Origin of the sequence: Pseudarthrobacter sp. efr-133-R2A-89, from assembly GCF_030209315.1 — a bacterium.
Taxonomy (GTDB): domain Bacteria; phylum Actinomycetota; class Actinomycetes; order Actinomycetales; family Micrococcaceae; genus Arthrobacter.
This window is the reverse complement of record NZ_JARVSE010000005.1, coordinates 303,991-323,427: the sequence shown is the minus strand read 5'-3', so window position 1 is coordinate 323,427 and position 19,437 is coordinate 303,991. Positions and strand designations below refer to the sequence as shown.

Here is a 19,437-nt window from a genome sequence, read left to right as displayed (position 1 = left end):
ACATCATGATTGCCGGCTACATGCATTCGGTAAGCCACGTCACATTTGAGACCGCGTCCCTGCACTCAGGCCAAGGCTTTGTTGTGTTCCTGCCCGGTTCCAGGGGTGCGAAAATCCCCGGAACCGAGCGGGCAGGCAGGCTTAGTAGACGTCCTTGACGTAACGTCCTTCGCCTTTCATGGACTGCAGGTAGTCGTGCGCCAATTCGGGCGTCATTCCACCGTGGCTGATGAGCACGGCCAGCAAGGCTTCGTCAACGTCAGGTGCTATCTGTTTGCCGCCGCACACGTAGACCGAAGCACCGCCCGACAGCCAGGCAAAAACGTCTTCACCTTCCTCGCGGATCCTGTCCTGGACGTAGACCTTGCCCTGTTGATCCCGGGAAAACGCCAGGCTGAGCCGGTCCAGCACTCCATTGGTCTGCAGTTCTTCCATTTCATCCTGATAGAGCCAGGACGGCTTCTCGTGACGGTCCCCGAAGAGCAGCCAGTTCCGTCCCCGGGCCTGTGAGACTTCGCGCTCACGAAGGAAGCCGCGGAACGGGGCAATTCCGACGCCTGGGCCGATCATGATCACATCAGTTGAGCTGTCGTCGGGCAGGTGGAACTCGTGGGCCGGCAGCGGGAACACTTTCATGGCCGTCTTGGTTTCCGCGGCGGACTGGAGGAAACCGCTGCAAGCGCCCGAATGCCGGCGCCCGGCAGCCTCGTACCGCACGGAAGAGACCGTCAGGTGGACACGGTCACCGTCAGCAAGTGGACTGGATGCGATGGAGTAAGACCGGTGCTGCAAAGGCCGCAGCATTGGGATGAACTCGTGCGGATCAACATCTGTTGATCTCGTTTCCTGCAGGACGTCCAGCATGTCCCGTCCCCACAGCCAATTCTCCAACGCCAGGCGATCACCGGACTCGACGAGGTTCCGCACGGGATGATCGGGCGCGAGATCTTCAACCAGCCAGGCCACGATGCCCAGATGAGGCAGCCGAAGCTCATAGTCGTTTTGGAGGGACTCGCGTACTGTCTTGCCGTCGTTACCGAACACCTCGCTTCCCTCGAGGCCCAGAAAGGCGAGGAGGTCATCGACGAGCTCGCCGGAGTTGGCCGGGATTACGGCGAGTGAGTCACCCGGCCGGTAGTTGCGGCCGTCGCCGCTGACCTCCAGCTCATAGTGCCAGACCTCTTTTTCAGACTCCGGAGCGCTCAGGAGGCGGGCCTCGACGACAGTGGCCGTATCAGGTTCCCGGCGGGTGGTTTTGGGCTGCTCAGCGGGCGTTGTTCCCGGGGCGGAGGAGGCTTGCGGGGTTTTGCCTGGCTTCTTGGGAACAACTGTCTTGAAGGTCTCAAGCATGCCCTTGATCCACTTGCCCGACGTCAGGTCATAGTCGACATCGCAGTCAAGGCGGTCAAGGATCCGCTTGCCGCCGAGTTCGCCAAGACGTGTGTCAAGGTCGATGCCGGCCTTGCAGAAGTCTTCGTACATCGAGTCGCCAATGGCAAGGACCGCGAAGGGCACATCCTCAAAGAGGTCTGCGCCAGCGCTCTGAAGTTGATCCCAAAACGGTTGCGCGTTATCGGGCATGTGGCCGTTGTCGTGTGTGGCGGTAACGATCAGCAGCCGGTCCTTGCGCGCCGCATCTTCGGGGGTGAGCATGTCCAGGCTCATCAGCTCGGCTGCATAGCCCTGGGCGTTTGCCTTGTCCACGATCTTGGATGCCAGGAATTCTGCGTTCCCGGTCTGGCTGCCGTAAAGCACGCTCAGGGTCTGCACAGCACTGTCTGTTGCACCGGAAACTTCGGAAGAGATGCCTTGGTCGGTGCGGACCAGTTCCCCTGTCTCAGTTGTCACGATCAGTCCTTACAAAGACGGTTTTGAGTTCGGTGTAGGCCTCGATGGCTGCCTGGCCCAGTCCGCGGCCGATGCCGGACTGCTTGAAGCCGCCGAAGGGCGTTTGCATCCGGATCGAAGAGTTGGAGTTGACGGACAGAGCCCCGGACTCCACTCCCCGTGCTGTCCTGAGTGCCTGGCCTACATCGTTGGTCCAGATGGAGCCGCTGAGCCCGTAGATGGAGCTGTTTGCCAGGGCGATGGCTTCTTCCTCGGTGTCAAAGGGGATGACCGAGGCGATGGGGCCGAAGATCTCATCAGTTGCCACCCGGCTCTTGGGGTCCGGCGCAATAACGATCCGCGGTGCCATCCAGAAGCCGGGACCCTCCGGTGCCTCGCCTGCGGTGACAACGTTCAGTCCGTCACCGAGGAAGCTGGACACGGATTCGCGGTGGCTGGCCGATACCAGAGGGCCGAGATTTGTTGTGGCATCGAGCGGGTTACCGATCTTCAGGGCGCGGGTCGTTTCGATGAACCCTTCAACGAACTCGTCGAAGACTCCCCGCTGAACGAGAAAACGGCTGCGGGCGCAGCAGTCCTGACCAGTGTTGTCGAAGACAGACATAGGCGCCGCCTGGACGCACTTTGCAAGGTCTACGTCGTTGTAGACGATGCTGGCGGACTTGCCACCCAGTTCGAGGGTGACCCGTTTCATCGTCTTGGACGCTGCCTGGATAATCGACCGGCCGGTTTCGGTGGAACCGGTGAAACTGACCTTGTTAACGCCGGGGTGTTCGGCAAGGGCGTTACCGACGCGTGCCCCAGAGCCGGTGAGGACCTGCAGCGCGTCGCCGACGACGCCCAGTTCGTTCACGATTTGGCCAAGACGGACAGTGGACAGCGGGGTGAGGGCCGCAGGCTTAACGATTACGGCGTTGCCGCAGGCGAGGGCAGGTGCGATACCCCATGACGCGATCGGCAGAGGGAAGTTCCACGGGGAGATGACGGCTACGACGCCCATCGGCTCACGGAAGGTCATGCTGATGCCACCGTCGACGGGAATGGTGTCGCCGAGGATCTTGTCGATAATGCCCGCGTAGTACTTGAAGCATTCGGCTACTCCGAGCACTTCCTGCCGGGCGGCGGCCAGCGGTTTGCCCACGTCGGTTGATTCGAGCAAGGCCAGCTCGTCGGTGTGCGCGATGACAGCGTCCGCGATGGCCCAGAGGGCGTCACGGCGTTCGGCGATAGGCTTCCGCGCCCAAATGCTCTGCGCCTTCCGGGCACGCTCGACGGCCGCGTCAACCTCAGCCAAGTCGTACGAAGGGACTTCACCAATCAGTTCCTCTGTAGCGGGGTTGTAAACGGAAATAATGCTGCTCATACTCGGGTGCTCCTTCAGGAGAGTGGATTTCGTCAAAGATTCCTAGTCCCATGTGGAGTCTGGGAAGCTCCGTTGGTATCGAGCATGCCCGGGCTCCGGCCAGGGAGCGAGTGCGACGGGCACCACATCGATGTCAGGCATGTGCAACCTGCACACCGGGGTGACATGCGCCAAAACTGTGCATTGCGACCATGAGCGGTGGGGATAGTGTGCAGAGCTGACACAGCAGCGTGTAAGGAGCGACTTTAGGCTGTAACCCAGTTCACAGCAGCCGTGGCAAGGGGGCCACGACTGCAGTTGGATTTCAGCGGTGCTACTCATTTTCGCCCTGTCGAAAGCATCGTGAAATGACTAGGCTTCAAACGTCCGGGAGGGACGAATGGCAACTAATAATGTTCAATTTGAGCCGGTGGATGCCGGACCCAACGGACTCCTGACCCCCGACAAGTTACTCGGCCGCGGGCTAGGTGTCGGATCAATCGTGTTCATGGTTGTGGCTGGTGCCGCACCGATGACAGCTGTCGTGGCCGGCTGGCCTGTGGTGGTATCTGCCTCGGAAAGCACGGGCGGTCCACTGTTCTTCCTCATCGCCACGGCGATCCTGTTTCTGTTCGCGATTGGCTTCACGCGTATGACGCCGTTCGTGAAAAATGCGGGGGCCTTTTACTCCTACATACAGACTGGCCTCGGCCGGGGCATGGGGCTAGGGGCTTCCACCTTTGCACTGGGTACTTACCTGCTCCTGTTTCTTGCGCTGTGTTCATACTTGGGATCAGCGGCCCAGACCACTGTTCACGATCTGGGCGGCCCGGATCTGCCTTGGTGGCTGTGCAGTCTGGTGCTGATGGCGATCTGCGGTGCTCTTGCGTACCGGGACGTCGAGCTCTCCGCCAAGGTGCTGGGTGTGGTCCTGGTCATTGAAACGGTCGTTCTGTTGGCAGTAAACATCGGGGTGGTTGTCCACGGCGGTGCGGAAGGTTTGAGCGGTGACTCACTGTCCCCCGCCCGTCTGGGTGAAGGTGTCCCGCCGCTGGGCGTCATGTTTGCCTTCTTCTCATTCATTGGTTTTGAGGCCACCGCTGTTTTCCGCAACGAAGCGCGTGACCCCGACCGCACAATACCGCGCGCAACGTACATCGCCGTCCTCGCTGTCGGCATCTTCTACACGTTCACCGCATGGGCCATGCAGGCCGGTATCGGTGACAGCAACATCGTTGAAGTGGCTACGAATGATCCCACCAGCATCGTGGTCGGTTTGGCCGCGAAGTACGTCTCCCCTGTCCTGGCAACTCTCCTTCAAGTCTTCCTGATCAGCAGCCTCTTCGCCTGCATTCTCACGTTCCAGAACGTGCTGACGCGCTACCTGTTCACCCTCGGAACGCAGGGCGTGCTCCCCTCCGGGCTTGGCACGGTCCATCCCCGACACCGGGCTCCTTCCAGGGCCTCGTTGACTGTGTCGGTCGTGGCAATTGCCCTGCTTGGGGTCGAGGCGCTCCTCGGGCTAGACCCGGTGACGCAGGCGTACACCTGGTTTTCGGGATCAGCAACACTCGGCGTGGTGGTTCTGATGGCCCTCACGTCATTCTCGGTGCTCGTGTTCTTCCGGAGAAAGGCAACAGGAAAGCTGTGGGCCACGCTGTTTGCTCCCGCTCTTGCTGTGATCGGTCTCGGCGCGATTGTCTTCCTGGTCGTGCAGAACTTTGGGCTTCTTGTCGGCGGTGACCTGGCTGCAGGCATCCTGCTAACGGTCATGGGAGCCCTGTTTGTCGGCGGTTTGGTGACCGCACTGGTGATGCGCTCAAAACGGCCCGAAGCATACGCCGCGCTTCTGCCCCCGGTATCAAGCCAGGAGCACGAACCGGCCAAAAGCGAGAACTGCGCTACGGCGGAAAACAAGAGCTAACCCCCCGGGATTCCGGACTCGTGCCGGGCCCGAGGCACTGCTGTGGTGACCTCCAGAACGACGTCACCACAGCAGTGCCGAACCCGTTGATCTCTGATCACCCCACTTCTGGTCATACCTGACGGGGTCAACTCGATGGCCCGGCCTGCATCTTCTGAGGCCTGTGCAACACCGCCGGACCTCCACTGAGGCAAGCGACCATCTATCAGCCCTGGTACAAACGCCTCAGAAGGCTCGCCAGGACAGTAAAGGAGTATTCCATTTCTGAGAGCGCTCTGTTGAAGCAGACCATTGATAAGACATACCCGGTGGTCACCCATGGCCGGGGGGTCTACTTGTATGACTCAGCCGGTCTGCAGTACCTGGACGGGTGCAGCGGGGCCATGACTGCAAACATCGGCCATGGCGTAGAAGAAGTTGCAGAGGCGATGAAGGCGCAGTCATGCCGGGTGGCCTTTACTTACCGAACCCAGTTCACGAATGTGCCCGCCGAGGCCTTGGCAAGGCGGCTCACCGATCTGGCACCGGGAGACCTTGACTGGGCATTCTTCGTCAACAGCGGATCAGAGGCGTCCGAGTTCGCCATCCGGACAGCAGTCAGCTACTGGCGCGAAAGGGGGCTCCCGGGCAAAGTCAAAGTTCTCGGCCGGAACATCAGCTATCACGGCATGACCATGGGAGCCCTGTCAATGTCGGGACATGCAGCACGCCGCCCCGACTACGGGCCGTTGTTGCATGCGTTCTCCTTCGCCCCGCCGGCCTACGCGTATCGCTTCGCGCAGCCGGGCGAGAACGAAGAAGCATACGCGCTGCGGGCTGCGCAAGCCTTCGAAGATGCCATTCGGAACGAGGACCCTGGCACGGTCGCAGCAGTGATCGTGGAACCGATCGTTGGAGCCGCCGGCGGGGTCCTGACGCCTCCGGCTAGCTACCTCTCCCGGTTGCGCGAAATCTGTGACCGGTTGAATGTGCTGCTGATCATTGATGAGGTCATCACGGGCGTCGGGCGGACGGGAGATTGGTTTGCGAGTTCCTACGAGAACGTCGTCCCGGACCTTCTTCTCATCGGTAAAGGATTAAGTGCCGGTTATTCCCCTGTTGCCGGCGTCCTGCTCCGAGGCCATGTTGTCGAGGCGCTCAGGGAAGGCAGCGGTGTCGCTCCGTTCGGGCACACCTTTTCGGGGAATCCCCTGGGGGCAGCCACCTGCCTGGCGGTCCTGGACTTCATGGAACGCCGGAACGTCCTTGCAAACGTCCGGCAGCGGGGGAAGCAGCTCAAAGAAGGACTGCTCTCCCTGGCAGCCAGGTACCACTGCATGGCCGATGTCCGTGGCCGGGGCCTGCTGTGGGGCTTCGAGTTCGTTACGGACCAGGAAAGCAAGCAGGCGCCCGATCCTGCGCTCGGAGCGGCCAACACCTTCGTGCAGGAATGCCTCGCCCAGGGGCTTATTGTCTATCCGGCAGGCATTGCTCCGCTGAACAACGCGGTGATCCTGTCCCCGCCCTTGGTGATCAGCGAAGAGGAGACCCGGGTACTGCTGGCGAAGCTGGAGGAAGCCCTTCGCGCCATGGAACACCATGTTGAGCGGTGGGCCGCTGTGGATGACAGCCGGAGCGGATCCCGAGTTGGAAGCGGAAGCTGACTTTAATCCCTGTCATTCCACCATGTGCCGACGCTGGTCACCTTGCACATAGTGGCCGTAAAGGCTGTTCCCTCCACACACTTTTGAAACTCTGCCAGGGCCGAAGATGGTCGAAGCGATCCATCTGCAAATGCCTAAACCCTCAAGGAAGCCAAGTGCCTACACCCATTCTTGCCGCCGTACTGGAAAAGCCCGGAACACCTCTCCAGATCCGCGAGCTGCTGCTGGATGATCCGGAGGACCATGAGGTCCTCATCCGGACGGAGCGAGTTGGCCTTTGCCACAGCGATCTGCACTACCTGAAGGGGGCCCTGGATATCTCCCTGCCGGCGGTCCTCGGACATGAAGTCGTAGGCATTGTCGAGCGCGTCGGCTCCGGCGTCACAAGAATTAAGACTGGAGACCGCGTCGTAACAACCGTAACCCCGTCCTGTGGCGCTTGCCGCAACTGCATCAGCGGGCGCCCGACCCAGTGCGAACGGGTCGACTCGATGCGTGAGCGGCAGCGGCCCAGACTCATCTCACATGATGGATCAAGCGTCGAGTCGCTCGGCGGTATCGGCGCATTTGCGGAGGCCTTCCTGGTGAAAGAGGCATCCGTTGCAGTGGTCGGCTCTGACCTGCCTCCCCAGGTGGCATGTCTTCTCGGTTGCTGCATCAGTACAGGAGTCGGCGCGGTCATTCACGGCGCAAAAGTAGGGCCAGAGGATACTGTCGCCGTAATCGGCTGCGGCGGCGTCGGAATAGCCGCCATCCAGGGTGCAAGGCTGGCTGGGGCTCGACGGATCATTGCCATTGACGCCGTGCCCGCGAAGCTGGAGCTCGCCCGCAACTTCGGTGCCACGGACACAGTTCTCTCATCACCTGACCCGACAGAAACACTCATCCAGGTCCGGTCACTTCTTCCCCAGGGTGTTAGCCATGCAATCGAGGCGGTCGGCCGCAGTGAGACAGCGGAACTCGCCTTTTCGCTCCTGAGCCCGAACGGAACCGCCAGCATACTCGGTCTCATGCCCACCGGGTCCGAACTGCGTATCCCCGCAGATGCACTCATCTACGGCGACCGACACCTCCAAGGCGCGTACATGGGTGCGAACAGGTTCCTCAGCGATGTCGACATGTTCACCGACCACTACCTGAACAATCGGCTGGATCTCGATGGAATGGTTACCAAAGAGCTGCCCTTCGACCGCATCAACGAGGGATTCGAAGCGATGGCGGATGCGTCGACGATCCGCGTCGTGCTGAACATGACCAACAGGCAATCGTGATCCAGATAACTGCGTAGATCGTTGCGGCGTCGGCCTGGTTACCGGTGATCGCGATCTTGCTTTGCGCCACAGCCGGGCCGGAACGAACGTTAGGCCGCTGCACAGCCTTCCGAACATGAACAGCAAACATCGGGGGCCAGCCCCTGCCGTCACTGGTTATGGACGACAAAACCCACAAACGAAACCAGAGGAGCAACCCTTAAATGACTGAAGGACTAGCCCAACTGACTGATATTGCCCCCGACCTCGTCGAGCAACGCTCCTTTGTCAATGGCACATGGCTGCAGCTCGAGGAAAACGGCCGCTACCTTACCAACCCAAATACTGGCGAACCCCGGCAGCCGATGCGCAAGACCGCAAAGGATGATGTCGAGCGGGCACTCGCGGCAGCAGCGACCCTTCACAGGTCCGGGAAACTTGAAGACATCAAACTCCCGGACCGCCTTGAGCTCTTGACGAAGGTAGCCGCGTCCCTCGATGCGAAGAGCGAAGAAGTCGCCCTCCAGGACAGCATCAACACCGGGGTTCCTATCCGCACCACCCGCCTGATTGCCGGTGCACTGGGTGACAGAGTCCGCGGAACTATTGCTGAAGCGGAACAGCTTGGTGAATCGGAGACCCTTGACCATGCCAGGTCTGTGGTCATCCTGCGCAAGCCCCTCGGCCCAGCCCTCATCGTCGGCCCCTGGAATGCCCCAACGTTCACCGTGGTCGGCAAGGTGGCGGCAGCCATGGCGGCCGGTTGCCCCGTCATCCTCAAACCCTCCGAGAACGCCCCCAGCGGTTGCCAGCTCTTCGCTGAGGCGATCGTGTCTGCCATGACCGAACTGGGATACCCGGGCGCCGCGTTTCAGCTGATTCATGGGAATTCGGAGACAGGAGCACTGCTGACATCGGACCCCAGGATCGAGGCTCTTTCATTTACGGGTGGCGATTCCGCAGGCCGGACGGTTGCGCAGGCTGCCGCGTCCAACCTGGCGGTCATGCAGATGGAGCTCGGATCCAACAATCCCGTGATCATTCTGAATGACGCCGACGTCAGCTCGGCGGCGCGGTCCATTGTGCAGGGCATGACGCGTCTCAACGGCCAGTGGTGTGAGGCGCCAGGCAAAGTACTGGTTGACGAGTCGATTCACGACCGTTTCGTTGAAGCTATGAAGTTTGAACTCAGTAAGCTTCGGGTCGGAAACGCCTTGGATGAGTCGACGCAAGTGGGTCCCCTGGCATTCCAGCGGCAGCGTGATGGCTTGAAAGCCTCAGTGAATCGGCTCCTCGAGCTGGGGGGAAAGCTCGTCACTGGCGGCGAGCTGCCGGGTCTTGACGGCTGGTTCATGGCACCGGGGATGATCGTCGGATGTGCCGCCGAGGCCGCCACGGAAGAGCTTTTCGGGCCGCTGGTAACGGTACATCCGGTGCATTCGGTCGAGGAGGCACTTGCCCATGCGAACGGCCCCGCAACCGGCCTGGATGCCTACGTATTCGGTGCCAATGAAGCAAGGGCCATCGAAGTGGGATCCCGTATTCGTGCCGGTGAAGTCCGCATCAACGGCACATTCATGAGCGACCTCGCCGGCAGTTCACGCCAGAGCTTTTGGGGCACCAGCGGTATCGGTGGCCACGGTCCGCAGTATGGCGTCCGCTTCTTCACCGGCGACCGCGTGGTTGGCGTGGACAGGACGGATTCCCCGCTCTAGGCGCCATATCCGACCCCAACAAGCGTAGGCCAGGCCCCGTGGGGGCCTGCGACAAACAGTCCGGGAACGTGACGCGTGGCTAAGACGGGGGTCCGCGTCCTCTCGGGAAAGCAGCAGGCCAGAGCCTGGCAACATGAGACGAGAAAGTCCTTCAATGACAGATACTTCAACGACAGATACGGTGCGGTTTTCACCGCTGAGTTTCCTTGAGGACGCCACAGCGGCGATCCCGGCCTATGGAAGCGACCTGGTCGATTTCCGTAGGGAAATGCACGCCGATCCTGAAGTCGGCCTGTATCTGCCCCGCACCCAGGCCCGGGTCCTTGAGGCACTCAAGGGACTCGACCTCGAAATAAGCCTGGGAAAAGCAGCCTCGTCCGTGGTTGCGGTACTACGCGGCGGGGCCACCCAGGCCCCCGTCGGGAGCCGTCCCACTGTACTGCTCAGAGGTGACATGGATGCCCTTCCTGTGGCAGAAAAGACGGGAATACCCTTTGCCTCGACTAATGGAGCGATGCATGCCTGCGGTCATGACCTGCATACAGCGGGCCTGATTGGTGCCGCCCGGTTGCTTTCGTCCGTACGTGACAGCCTGACCGGTGACGTCATCTTCATGTTCCAACCGGGGGAGGAAGGACATGAGGGGGCCCGCATCATGCTGGAGGAAGGCGTTCTTAACGCAGCCGGCAGGCGACCGGATGCTGCCTACGCCTTGCATGTCGTTTCGGACATCCCGTCAGGCGTGTTCACGACCCGTGCCGGCTCCTACATGGCTGCCTTCGGAGATCTGTCCGTCAAGGTTATCGGGCGTGGCGGGCACGGTTCACGCCCCTTCCAAGCTCTGGATCCCATACAGGTAGCTGCTGAAATGCTTGGCGCGCTCCAAACGTACATCACCCGGCGATTCAACGTTTTTGATCCCGTGGTACTGTCCGTGGGCCAATTCCATGGCGGTTCCGCCTCTAATGTCATACCTGATTCGGCGGAATTCAGGGCCAGCGTCAGGTCTTTCAGCCCCGGTGTCGAAGCGCGGCTCGCACAGGAGTTGCCGGATCTCATCCGGCAACTGGCGACTGCTCATCAACTGACAGCCGAGGCAACGTTCACTCCGGTTATGCCGGCCACCGTCAATCACGAAAGTGACGCCGAACTCTGGGGCAGGACCGCACGGACGTTCTTCGGAGAGCACCGGTTCGTGCCCAGCCCGTCCCCCAGGACCGGCTCTGACGATTTCTCCCGTGTCCTCGTGGAGGTCCCAGGAGCGTACGGGCACCTCGGAGCTGGGTCTCCAGATATCGACCCCATGGAGTGGGCCCCCATGCACTCGCCCAGGGCAGTGTTTGACGACAGTGTCCTCGTCGACCAGACACAATTTATGGCGGGCGTGGCGCTTGGAAAGCTCCAGGAGTTGGAGGTCCTGGGGTAGCCCCGGGCGCAGCTCGGAGGGCTTCCGGAGCGGCCCACGCCTCACTTGAGGCAGCGGACCTAGCAGGACCGGTCTCGAAGCCCCGAATGGATGGCAGTTCAACCACTATCAGATTGGTACACCCAACGTGACGTCAGCGCCCCATCCGGGTCCTGTCACAATAGAGTCCTCTTCTTTCCTTCCTGACAAGGACACGAGTGGGTCCTGGAATGCAATCTGACACATGGGGGCGAAGACGTTCTCCCCTTTGGAGCGCACAGCCCACCCATGGACCACTTCCGCCTTACCCCTGGCACCCGTGGCGCAAGCTGCTAACTCATGCCTACCATCCTTCTTACCGTTGGCCCGGTCGTCCTGGCGGGGTCGATGCAGGCGTGCGAAAGAATGTGCCGAGGCCCAGGGCTGATGGAGTTCAGTACCATCTGAAGACCAGACACTGTTAGCAATAGGGGTGGGTCCGAGAACGTTGCCTCATATGACCAATGAACCCCTCCGTGACTGATCAGGACCCATCTCACTAGATCTGACCGTCTTGCCGGAGACCGCCGCCCAGGCGAGGGCAGCAGCTCGGCCGGGCTCGTGCAGGCGCTGCATCCGCGATGAAAGTCACGAGCACGTTTTGACTGCAATTCAGCCACCGCTCGCGCCTTCACGCATGCATGGTTAAGGACATAGACCCGGAGGAGTGCGAATAACGTGGTAATGCAAGGTGCTGCAATCCCTGCAATAGCAGGCGAAACGGTGCGATTATCACATGTACATAAGGCACTGCATGATGAGTCATCCTTTAGTGCACAAGGAATCACGTCTCCAGACGAGACGATTGTCCGCGCGATGCATGCGGGGCCCCGGCATATCCAGGGGTTCTCGCCAGCCCGGTCTGCATGACGAAAAGAAAGAACCCCGACAGCCTGGGCTGTCGGGGTTCCGTCGAGGCCTGTCAGGAGCCGCTGATCTTCCCTGCCGCGATGAGCTGCTGGGCGCGCTGCTGCTGCTCATCGTCGCCAAAGCGCGCCACCGCCGTCAGCAGGTCCATGCCGTCCTCAAGTCCGCCATAGATGTCCTCCAGCCGCTCGCGCGAGCCGCCGAGCAGGCTGATACCGCCCAGCGCGTTGATCTGCTCGAGCTGCAGGTACGCGCGGTACACGAGGTCGACGTGCACACCGTCATCGGCGGTGAAGGGGTTCGGGACGTAGTCGGCGTCCGGCGTAAGGCCATCCGTGTCGAGGCCCAACCGGGCCAGCTCGTTCTTGTTCATGGATGCTTCTCCTTGGTTTTAGGACTGTCACTCGGCTGTGACGACTCTCGATCTGAGACCGCCAGGATGCCCCCGGCCGGGCTCCGCCTGGCTGGAACGCCAGCGGGCCGACCACGATGATCACATTGCTTTGACGTCACTTGCCTGGAGTACCAGGACGTTATCAACGCCTTTCAGCATACCGATGGGTGGACCAGCAAGCGTGGCATGCAGAAAGTGATTGAGCAGTTGCACAGGGGCCTGCCGGGAGGGCTTGAAGAGCTTGCCCGGCTGGGCCGGACGGGCTCAGGTGCCGGCGTTCTGCAAGCGTGGAGGCGCATCGAACGGTCCGGGCGGCTGCGTCCATGCCCTTCTGCCGCGTTTCCGCAGCTAAGGGACCGAGGAATGGGCCTGGACAATGTAGTCCGGTTCACCGTCAATCTGCTCGATTGACCGTGAATACAGACCCGCACCGTCAACCTACGGGGTCTTGAGTACTGGCCTGCCCTTTTCATCGACGGCAAAGCTTTCGATGACCTTTCCTGTCGCTGTATCGAAGATGACCACTGACTTGGCCGGCCAGTTGGGATCCTGGACAACGTCGAAGTGAACCTCTGAAATCAAGGTTGGCTCGTCTGCGCAACGCGGCGTTTCGCGCTGGAAGGCATGAATTTTCAGTGATGCCCAAGTTCAGCCCGGGCAATGTCCGCGCCCTCGCCGCCCTGCGGAGAGGGAACTGGCATGCCACCAGTTACAGGGACTCCCAGCGGAACCATGGGATCCCAACCATGGCAAACAGGATTATGTATCCGGCGCAGGCGAGCAGGGCCTTCCCGTCAGAATCGCTCCAGGCTGCGTTGTTCAGCACTTCGGAGAAGAATGTCATGAGCGCACCGATGGTTGCCCACTCTGCGATGGCCTTCAGGGTGTCGCCCAGGATTCCGGTTCTACCAAGGAGGCCAAGGAGTACCAGGATGATGAAAAGGACCCGGCCGCTAGCGTTGACAGTGGCAGTGGATTTGACCAGGGCAACGAGTGCCTGGCCGATGGAGAGGAACACGGCCGCGCAACGGACGGCGAGCCCGATAAGGAGGGCGAACTGGGCGATGCTGAGCGAGAGCCCGCGCAGGATGGCGCAGGCTCTGACGACGATGACGGAAGCTACCAGGGTGGAGGTTATCTGCACGATGACGTAGCCACCACGTAGGGAATTCTCGTCGCCGCTGACATGAGTTGCAGGGGTCCTTAGCCCGTAGTTGCAGCGTGCTCACCCGGGAATACTTCCCTTATGGCCTACATCGTGAACTACAGGACCGGAACCAGCACCGGCTGGTTCAGGGTGGAAGGCTTGCACCTCAGCGATGCTCTCGCCAAAGCGAAAAACGCACTACGGGGTTTGAATTGTGCCTATGCAGTGCTGCTTTTTTCCATCTACCCAGCCCAGTCCGGCGGTGAAGTCTCCGTCGTCGCGACATACACCCAAGCCGAGGGATGGAGCGTCCAGGAAACTTGGGATGATCATTAGCCTGCCTCCCCGAAAGCCTGAGGATCGATGACCCAACTGCGGTTCCGCCATCGCCAGGACAATGACTTGACGATTGCTAAGGGCGCGAGGGGTTCCTGACCCCACACCTGGTTTTTAGGGCAGAGGACGACATCGCCAGATGGCACGATCATGATCTCAGCGATGCTGTGGTACCTGCTGGTCTTACATCTGTCGATTTAGGCCGTGGCGGCGACCGCAGTCCGTCCCCGGACCGGTTCTTCCGTCAGCTTGCCCTGCTGCAGCCGGAACCGGCGGTCGGTCTTGTTCGCAAGTGCCCTGTCGTGGGTGACCACCAGGATGGTGGTGTTGTGGTCGCGGCTCAGCGAGCTGAGGAGCTCGATGATGTGGTCGCCGGTCTGCTCATCCAGGTTCCCGGTGGGCTCGTCGGCCAGGATCAGTTTCGGCTCGTTGGCCAGGGCACGGGCGATGGCCACGCGCTGCTGCTCGCCGCCGGAAAGCCTGTTGATCCGCCGGTCGTGCTTGGACGGATCAAGCTGCACCTGTTCCAGCAATCCCTTGGCCCGCTCCAGCCTGGCGGACTTCCGCATGCCGGCGAATTCCATGGGCAGCATGACATTGGCAGCGGCGGACAGGTTGGGGATCAGGTTGAACTGCTGGAACACGAAGCCGATGTCCCGGCGGCGGTATTCCGTCAACTTGCTGCCCGGCAGGCTTGCCAGGCTGACACCGTTGACGACGACGTCTCCGCTGGTGGGTTTGTCCAGTGCACCAAGGAGGGACAACAGGGTGCTTTTGCCGCTGCCGCTCTTGCCAACGATCGAGGCGAGGGTGCCCTGCTCCAGGACGAAGCTGACGTCGTTGACCGGCTTGATGGTGCGGTCACCTGAGTTGAAGGTCCGCACCAGGTTCTTGACTTCAATCACGACTATTCTCCTCGCAGGACTTCGATGGGACGGATACGCGCCGTGAGCAGCGCGGGAACCAGGGCCCCGATGATGGCCACGCCGAACACGGCGGCGATGCCGCCGGCAATCACGCCGGGTGAGGCGCTGGCGGTCACAGAGTTCAACAGCTGGGAAGCGCCGCCGCCAAACCCGCCCCCGAAGGATCCGCCCTGGCCGCCGGGGAACCCGCCGGCCCCGCCCCGGGCGGCGGCTCCGGCTGCCCTGCGCGTCGCTCCGCCCGGGGTGCTTGTGGCGGTGTTGCTGCTGATCAGGGCCGAGGCGATCCCGCCGCTGGCGAACGACGCAATGGCCGCGCCGACTGCGCTGCCCAGAGCCGCGAGGACCAGGGCTTCGAGGACGAACTGCAGCCCGATGGTCCGGTTGGGCGCACCGATGGCCTTCAGGACGCCGATTTCGCGGCGGCGTTCACGGACCAGCATCACCATGATGAGCAGGATGATCAGGCCTGCGGTTCCCAGTGCGGCGATGAACGCGATGAAGGAGATGTTCTTGACGCTGTCAAGGGAGCTGACGGCCGTCTGCAGGCTCTGGCTCTGGGTGACGTCGGCCTTATCGGTGCCCAGAGCGGATTGCAGTGCGGTCTTGGTGGAGTCCACGTTCTCGAGGCTGTTGACGGTGACGATCATGCTGGACAGCTCATCGGACGTCCCGGCAAGTGTTTGGGCCGTCGGGAGCGTGACGTAGACGGCGTTGTTGCCGAAGGCTGTGCCGGCGTCGAATAAGCCGGCAACGGCAAACCTCTGGTTGTTGATGGTGAAGGTAGAGCCGACGTCGAGGTTGTTCTTTGCCGCCAGGGTGGTTCCCAACAGAGCACTGGTGGATGCTGCCGAGTAATCGCCGAGCCCGGTGCCTTCCGTGATATTCAGTGGCTGGCCCGTGGTGTCGGTCTCGGCGCTGATGCCGGTGGCAGTGATTGGAAGGAGGCGGGGCGTTCTGGTGGCGCCGCTGCCGTTCGTTCCGTTCGCCTGGTTGCGATTGCCCAGGGTGCCCGCGTCGATTGCGGCCGTAAGACTGGTTGTCAGGGTAATGGTGTTCTGCCCCCCGGGGCCTCCTTGGCCTCCGCCACGGGCGCTTTGGGTTCCGCTGGCTGCCTCGGCTGCCGCCTGCGCGGCGTTGTTGAGCCGAAGGGCCTTGGTGCCGACAACGGAACTCACGTTTGGCACGGCAGCGGCAGCGGATGCCTGTTCGGCTGTCAAGGGCTCGCCGCCACCTTCAAAGCCCTGGCCGCCGGCAGGATTGACGGTCAGGACGGTACCGACGGAGGCGTTCAGCTCCTGGACTTTGGCTCCCACGGCCTGGTTGGCCACCAGCATGGCCAGCGCCAAGCCGATCGCCACGGCCAGCACCGCTACAACTGCTGCGGTCCGGACCTTATTTCTGAAGGCATTACCTACGCTGCGCGCAAGGACACTCACGAGACTCCTAGATGATCTACTGCCGGCGTGGCAAACAAGCCAGGAGGCAAGGATGGCAGCCGTTGCTGTAAGCAAGCGGGACCAAAGCTGGATGACACCTGAGAGGGAACAGAGGCACGATGGCGACTCGACCTGTATCCCGAGTCGTGCGTAGCTCAGGGTAAACCGTTGTAGCGAAAGCATTGAAAATCTTCCGCATACCCGGCCGACGCCCCGCTCGTGGGTCCCTGAAAGCACCAATGCGTGGAGAGAGAAGCGCAATGGGCCAGTGCAGATTGATAGTTCTGGAGGGGTGCATGCGAGGTTTCCCGGTGGACTCCCAGGCTGCGAGGGGCATAATGAACCGAAGTTTTGATCGGGAGGTTCGCCAACGACAGTTGGGAGGGAAAGCAGAGCGTGCGGGGCGTGGAAATGTATTCACGAATTGTTGGTCTTCAGTGCCCGCCCCCAGACTCAAAGCCCGCAGGCAATCGAACATCGCCGGAATCGCCGCGACCGGGCCCGGCGGCCGGCCCAACCAATTAGCTGCCTGTCCCGCCTAATCACCGCAAGGGAAAATTCCATGCAAGTACCGATTTTGTCCACCCGAGATTTAAAGAAAACCTACGGGCGCGGCCCGGACCGGTTCGACGCCCTCAAGGGCGTCTCCCTCGACATCGAGCGCGGCGACTCCGTGGCAATCGTGGGCAAGAGCGGGTCCGGTAAATCCACCCTGATGCACCTGCTCGCCCTCCTGGACGCCCCCGGCGGAGGAGAAGTCCACGTTGACGGAACCAACGCGAAGACCCTCAGTGGCCGGAGACTGAACATGCTGCGGAACCAGATGTTCGGCTTCGTCTTCCAGCAGTTCTTCCTGAACCACACCACCAGTGTCCTTGAGAACGTCGTGCTGCCTCTGAAGATTGCCGGAACAGGGGCGCGGGAACGCCGCGCCCGGGGCATGGAGGTCCTGGAACAGCTCGAACTGGCCGACAAGGCCCGCAACAAGGCCGGGAACCTCTCCGGCGGCCAGAAGCAGCGCGTCGTCATCGCCCGCGCCCTGGCGAACAACCCGCAGGTCCTCTTCGCTGACGAACCCACCGGGAACCTGGACACCGCCACCGGGACCATCGTCGAAGACATCCTGTTCGACCTGAACCAAAACCACGGCATCACGCTCATCACGGTGACCCACGACCACGACCTCGCCGCCCGATTCAACCGCCGCCTGTACATCCGCGACGGTCAACTGATCTCCAGCGACGAGGAGCACGCGGCATGAAACCGCTCGAAACCCTGACAACGGCCATCGCCAACAGCTTCCGCAGCAAACTCCGCACCACCTTGACCATTTTGGCGATCTTCGTCGGAGCCTTTACACTCACCATCACCAACGGGCTGGGCACCGGCATCTCGAACTACATCGACAGCCAGGTCGCCGCCGTCGGCCCAGGCAACGCCTTCACCGTCACCAAAACCGATACCAGCAGCTCCCCCGGATCCGGCCCCCAAAAATACGACCCCAACACCCGGGTCCTCGCCGCGGGAGGACGCCCCGGCTCAACCCAGGTCGCCCTGAACCAATCCGATCTCGACACCATCGCCGCAGTGTCAGGGATCACCGGGGTTACCCCGGTCAGCCGGCTCAACCCCGCCTACATCCAGTGGAACAACCGGGACAAATACCAGCTTTCCGTCAGCCCCCTCGCCGGGGCCCAGCCGCAGCTGGCCGCCGGCGAAGCCCTGGACGACGCCGGAACCCAGCCCCAGATCATCCTCCCCACCAGCTACATCACCCCGCTCGGCTTCACCGGCAACGACCAGGCCATCGGCCAGGATGTGATCATCGGGATCCAGGACGCCACGGGCACCATGCACACCGTCACCGCACGCATCAACGGCGTTGAAGACAATGCCCTGCTGGGCTCCGGCGGCGCGTTCGCCAACAAGACCCTCACCGCCGCCCTCACGGACGCCCAAAGCACCGGCGCGCCAGCGACAACGAAAAACACCTGGACCGCCGCGACCGCGACCTTCGCATCGGCCTCAAAAACCCAGATCAGCGACATGAAATCTCAGCTCAGCGCCGCCGGCTACACAGCCCAGACACTTGAGGACCGCATCGGCACCGTAAAAACCGTCATCAACGGCATCATCGGCGTCCTGGACGCCTTCGCGGTCATTGCCCTCGTTGCCGCCGGATTCGGCATCGTGAACACGCTGCTGATGTCGGTGCAGGAGCGGACGCGGGAAATCGGCCTCATGAAGGCCATGGGCATGGGCAGCGGCTCCGTTTTCGCGCTCTTCAGCACCGAAGCCGCCTTCATCGGCCTGCTGGGCAGCCTCATCGGATCCGGCGCTGCCATCGGCCTGGGCACCGCCATCAGCGGCGCCCTCGCCCGGGGACCCCTGAGCGACCTCGCCGGGCTGCAGATCCTCAGCTTCGCCCCCGCACCGGTCGCCGGGGTGATCCTGCTGGTCATGGCCATCGCCTTCATCGCCGGCACCCTGCCCGCCTGGCGCGCGGCACGGCAAAACCCCATCGATTCCCTACGCTACGAATAGCCCGGAACGGGCGATGAGCGGCAAGTCAAAGGACGAGCGGGGACGATAAGAGGTGGACATGAGGGGACCAGAGGCCCTGGCATACTTCGCGGCCGACGCCCGATGGTCGGGTGGACCCCACTTCATCGGCATGAAGGTCGGAGTGGCTCTTCTGGCGCTGATCGTGATCCTTCGCCTCCGTCGGCGCCTGCTGGTGAGGGTCCGGGGGCTGGGATGGCGGCGCCTGGCAATCGGCTGCGGGGCAGCGTCAACCCTCTTCTACGTGGCGTGGATTCTCTACCTGAGCCAGACGATGCCGTCGGTAACCGTCGCCTACAACTGGAACATGGCATGGCTGGCTTTGGACGCTTTCGAGTGCCTCACCGCCCTGCTGACCGCGGTGTTTCTCTTCAGAAACAGCATCGGAGCAATCCTTACTGCCGCAGCGTTTTCGACCAGCCTGTGCATTGACGCCCTCTTCGACGTCACGACAGCCCAGCAGGGTCCACCCCTTCTCACCGCGGTCCTGGAAGCGGTCCTCGTTGAACTTCCCTTCGCGGCCCTCTCGGCAACCCTTGCCGTGAAGCTCCTCGCCGCGGCCGCACGGGGAAACCCCGCCCGTGCCGGCCAGGGCCACTGACG

At 61.9% G+C, this 19,437-nt stretch carries 16 protein-coding genes; 9 read left to right on the top strand and 7 right to left on the bottom strand.

Annotation, left to right across the window (positions count from 1 at the left end):
* Nucleotides 1-141: 141 nt before the first annotated feature.
* A complete protein-coding gene (locus QRM95_RS10685) occupies nucleotides 142-1,848 on the bottom strand; it encodes a diflavin oxidoreductase (protein WP_133830836.1) in 1,707 nt (568 codons plus the stop codon).
* A complete protein-coding gene (locus tag QRM95_RS10680; protein WP_133830837.1) occupies nucleotides 1,838-3,211 on the bottom strand; it encodes an aldehyde dehydrogenase family protein in 1,374 nt (457 codons plus the stop codon). Before QRM95_RS10680 ends, QRM95_RS10685 begins: the two co-directional genes overlap by 11 nt.
* A 379-nt stretch (nucleotides 3,212-3,590) precedes the next feature.
* On the opposite strand from QRM95_RS10680, the gene QRM95_RS10675 reads away from it, so the two are divergent.
* The 5 genes from QRM95_RS10675 to QRM95_RS10655 all read left to right on the top strand — a co-directional run bounded on the left by QRM95_RS10675 (nucleotide 3,591) and on the right by QRM95_RS10655 (nucleotide 11,148).
* Nucleotides 3,591-5,114 (top strand): APC family permease, encoded by a 1,524-nt coding sequence (locus tag QRM95_RS10675; protein WP_133830838.1) that lies wholly within the window; start codon nucleotides 3,591-3,593, stop codon nucleotides 5,112-5,114.
* Between the two features lie 308 nt (nucleotides 5,115-5,422).
* Complete coding sequence (locus QRM95_RS10670; protein ID WP_285247761.1) at nucleotides 5,423-6,757, top strand: aminotransferase family protein; 1,335 nt, start codon at nucleotides 5,423-5,425, stop codon at nucleotides 6,755-6,757.
* Between the two features lie 155 nt (nucleotides 6,758-6,912).
* Entirely contained in the window at nucleotides 6,913-8,028 is a 1,116-nt protein-coding gene (locus QRM95_RS10665) for a Zn-dependent alcohol dehydrogenase (RefSeq protein WP_166651676.1), read from the top strand.
* Between the two features lie 203 nt (nucleotides 8,029-8,231).
* Entirely contained in the window at nucleotides 8,232-9,722 is a 1,491-nt protein-coding gene (locus tag QRM95_RS10660) for an aldehyde dehydrogenase family protein (protein ID WP_207604505.1), read from the top strand.
* A gap of 154 nt (nucleotides 9,723-9,876) precedes the next feature.
* Nucleotides 9,877-11,148, top strand: a complete 1,272-nt coding sequence (locus QRM95_RS10655) for a M20 metallopeptidase family protein (RefSeq protein WP_133830840.1) — start codon at nucleotides 9,877-9,879, stop codon at nucleotides 11,146-11,148.
* A gap of 940 nt (nucleotides 11,149-12,088) precedes the next feature.
* On the opposite strand, the gene QRM95_RS10650 is transcribed toward QRM95_RS10655, so the two are convergent.
* From QRM95_RS10650 to QRM95_RS10640, 3 genes are all read right to left on the bottom strand, one after another.
* Nucleotides 12,089-12,406, bottom strand: a complete 318-nt coding sequence (locus tag QRM95_RS10650; protein ID WP_285247716.1) for a hypothetical protein — start codon at nucleotides 12,404-12,406, stop codon at nucleotides 12,089-12,091.
* A 459-nt stretch (nucleotides 12,407-12,865) separates the two neighbouring features.
* A complete protein-coding gene (locus tag QRM95_RS10645) occupies nucleotides 12,866-13,009 on the bottom strand; it encodes a hypothetical protein (RefSeq protein WP_285247715.1) in 144 nt (47 codons plus the stop codon).
* A gap of 127 nt (nucleotides 13,010-13,136) precedes the next feature.
* Nucleotides 13,137-13,571 (bottom strand): hypothetical protein, encoded by a 435-nt coding sequence (locus QRM95_RS10640; protein ID WP_285247714.1) that lies wholly within the window; start codon nucleotides 13,569-13,571, stop codon nucleotides 13,137-13,139.
* A gap of 102 nt (nucleotides 13,572-13,673) precedes the next feature.
* Between QRM95_RS10640 and QRM95_RS10635 the strand changes: the two genes are divergently transcribed.
* The gene (locus QRM95_RS10635; RefSeq protein ID WP_285247713.1) at nucleotides 13,674-13,910 is read left to right on the top strand and encodes a hypothetical protein; all 237 of its coding nucleotides are present in this window, start codon (nucleotides 13,674-13,676) and stop codon (nucleotides 13,908-13,910) included.
* A gap of 197 nt (nucleotides 13,911-14,107) precedes the next feature.
* Here the strand turns inward: QRM95_RS10635 and QRM95_RS10630 are convergent, their stop codons facing one another.
* Nucleotides 14,108-14,815 carry an ABC transporter ATP-binding protein gene (locus tag QRM95_RS10630; RefSeq protein WP_285247712.1) on the bottom strand — a complete coding sequence of 236 codons (708 nt, stop codon included), beginning with the start codon at nucleotides 14,813-14,815 and terminating at the stop codon, nucleotides 14,108-14,110.
* Nucleotides 14,816-14,817: 2 nt separating this feature from the next.
* On the bottom strand, nucleotides 14,818-16,272 hold the full coding sequence (locus QRM95_RS10625; RefSeq protein WP_285247711.1) for an ABC transporter permease: 1,455 nt from the start codon (nucleotides 16,270-16,272) through the stop codon (nucleotides 14,818-14,820).
* A 562-nt stretch (nucleotides 16,273-16,834) separates the two neighbouring features.
* On the opposite strand from QRM95_RS10625, the gene QRM95_RS10620 reads away from it, so the two are divergent.
* The 3 genes from QRM95_RS10620 to QRM95_RS10610 are packed head-to-tail and all read left to right on the top strand — an operon-like array spanning nucleotide 16,835 to nucleotide 19,435.
* A complete protein-coding gene (locus QRM95_RS10620; RefSeq protein ID WP_285247710.1) occupies nucleotides 16,835-17,533 on the top strand; it encodes an ABC transporter ATP-binding protein in 699 nt (232 codons plus the stop codon).
* Nucleotides 17,530-18,816 carry an ABC transporter permease gene (locus tag QRM95_RS10615; protein ID WP_285247709.1) on the top strand — a complete coding sequence of 429 codons (1,287 nt, stop codon included), beginning with the start codon at nucleotides 17,530-17,532 and terminating at the stop codon, nucleotides 18,814-18,816. The genes QRM95_RS10620 and QRM95_RS10615 overlap by 4 nt, the downstream gene beginning before the upstream one ends.
* Before the next feature lie 58 nt (nucleotides 18,817-18,874).
* The gene (locus QRM95_RS10610) at nucleotides 18,875-19,435 is read left to right on the top strand and encodes a hypothetical protein (RefSeq protein ID WP_285247708.1); all 561 of its coding nucleotides are present in this window, start codon (nucleotides 18,875-18,877) and stop codon (nucleotides 19,433-19,435) included.
* Nucleotides 19,436-19,437 lie beyond the last annotated feature (2 nt).

What these genes read in the sequence shown, in the direction of transcription:
- QRM95_RS10660 (WP_207604505.1), top strand. Translation starts at nt 8,232, where the DNA reads ATGACTGAAGGACTAGCCCAACTGACTGATATTGCCCCCGACCTCGTC.
- QRM95_RS10610 (WP_285247708.1), top strand. Translation starts at nt 18,875, where the DNA reads ATGAGGGGACCAGAGGCCCTGGCATACTTCGCGGCCGACGCCCGATGG.
- QRM95_RS10650 (WP_285247716.1), bottom strand. Translation starts at nt 12,406, where the DNA reads ATGAACAAGAACGAGCTGGCCCGGTTGGGCCTCGACACGGATGGCCTT.
- QRM95_RS10635 (WP_285247713.1), top strand. Translation starts at nt 13,674, where the DNA reads ATGGCCTACATCGTGAACTACAGGACCGGAACCAGCACCGGCTGGTTC.
- QRM95_RS10680 (WP_133830837.1), bottom strand. Translation starts at nt 3,211, where the DNA reads ATGAGCAGCATTATTTCCGTTTACAACCCCGCTACAGAGGAACTGATT.
- QRM95_RS10620 (WP_285247710.1), top strand. Translation starts at nt 16,835, where the DNA reads ATGCAAGTACCGATTTTGTCCACCCGAGATTTAAAGAAAACCTACGGG.
- QRM95_RS10675 (WP_133830838.1), top strand. Translation starts at nt 3,591, where the DNA reads ATGGCAACTAATAATGTTCAATTTGAGCCGGTGGATGCCGGACCCAAC.
- QRM95_RS10615 (WP_285247709.1), top strand. Translation starts at nt 17,530, where the DNA reads ATGAAACCGCTCGAAACCCTGACAACGGCCATCGCCAACAGCTTCCGC.
- QRM95_RS10655 (WP_133830840.1), top strand. Translation starts at nt 9,877, where the DNA reads ATGACAGATACTTCAACGACAGATACGGTGCGGTTTTCACCGCTGAGT.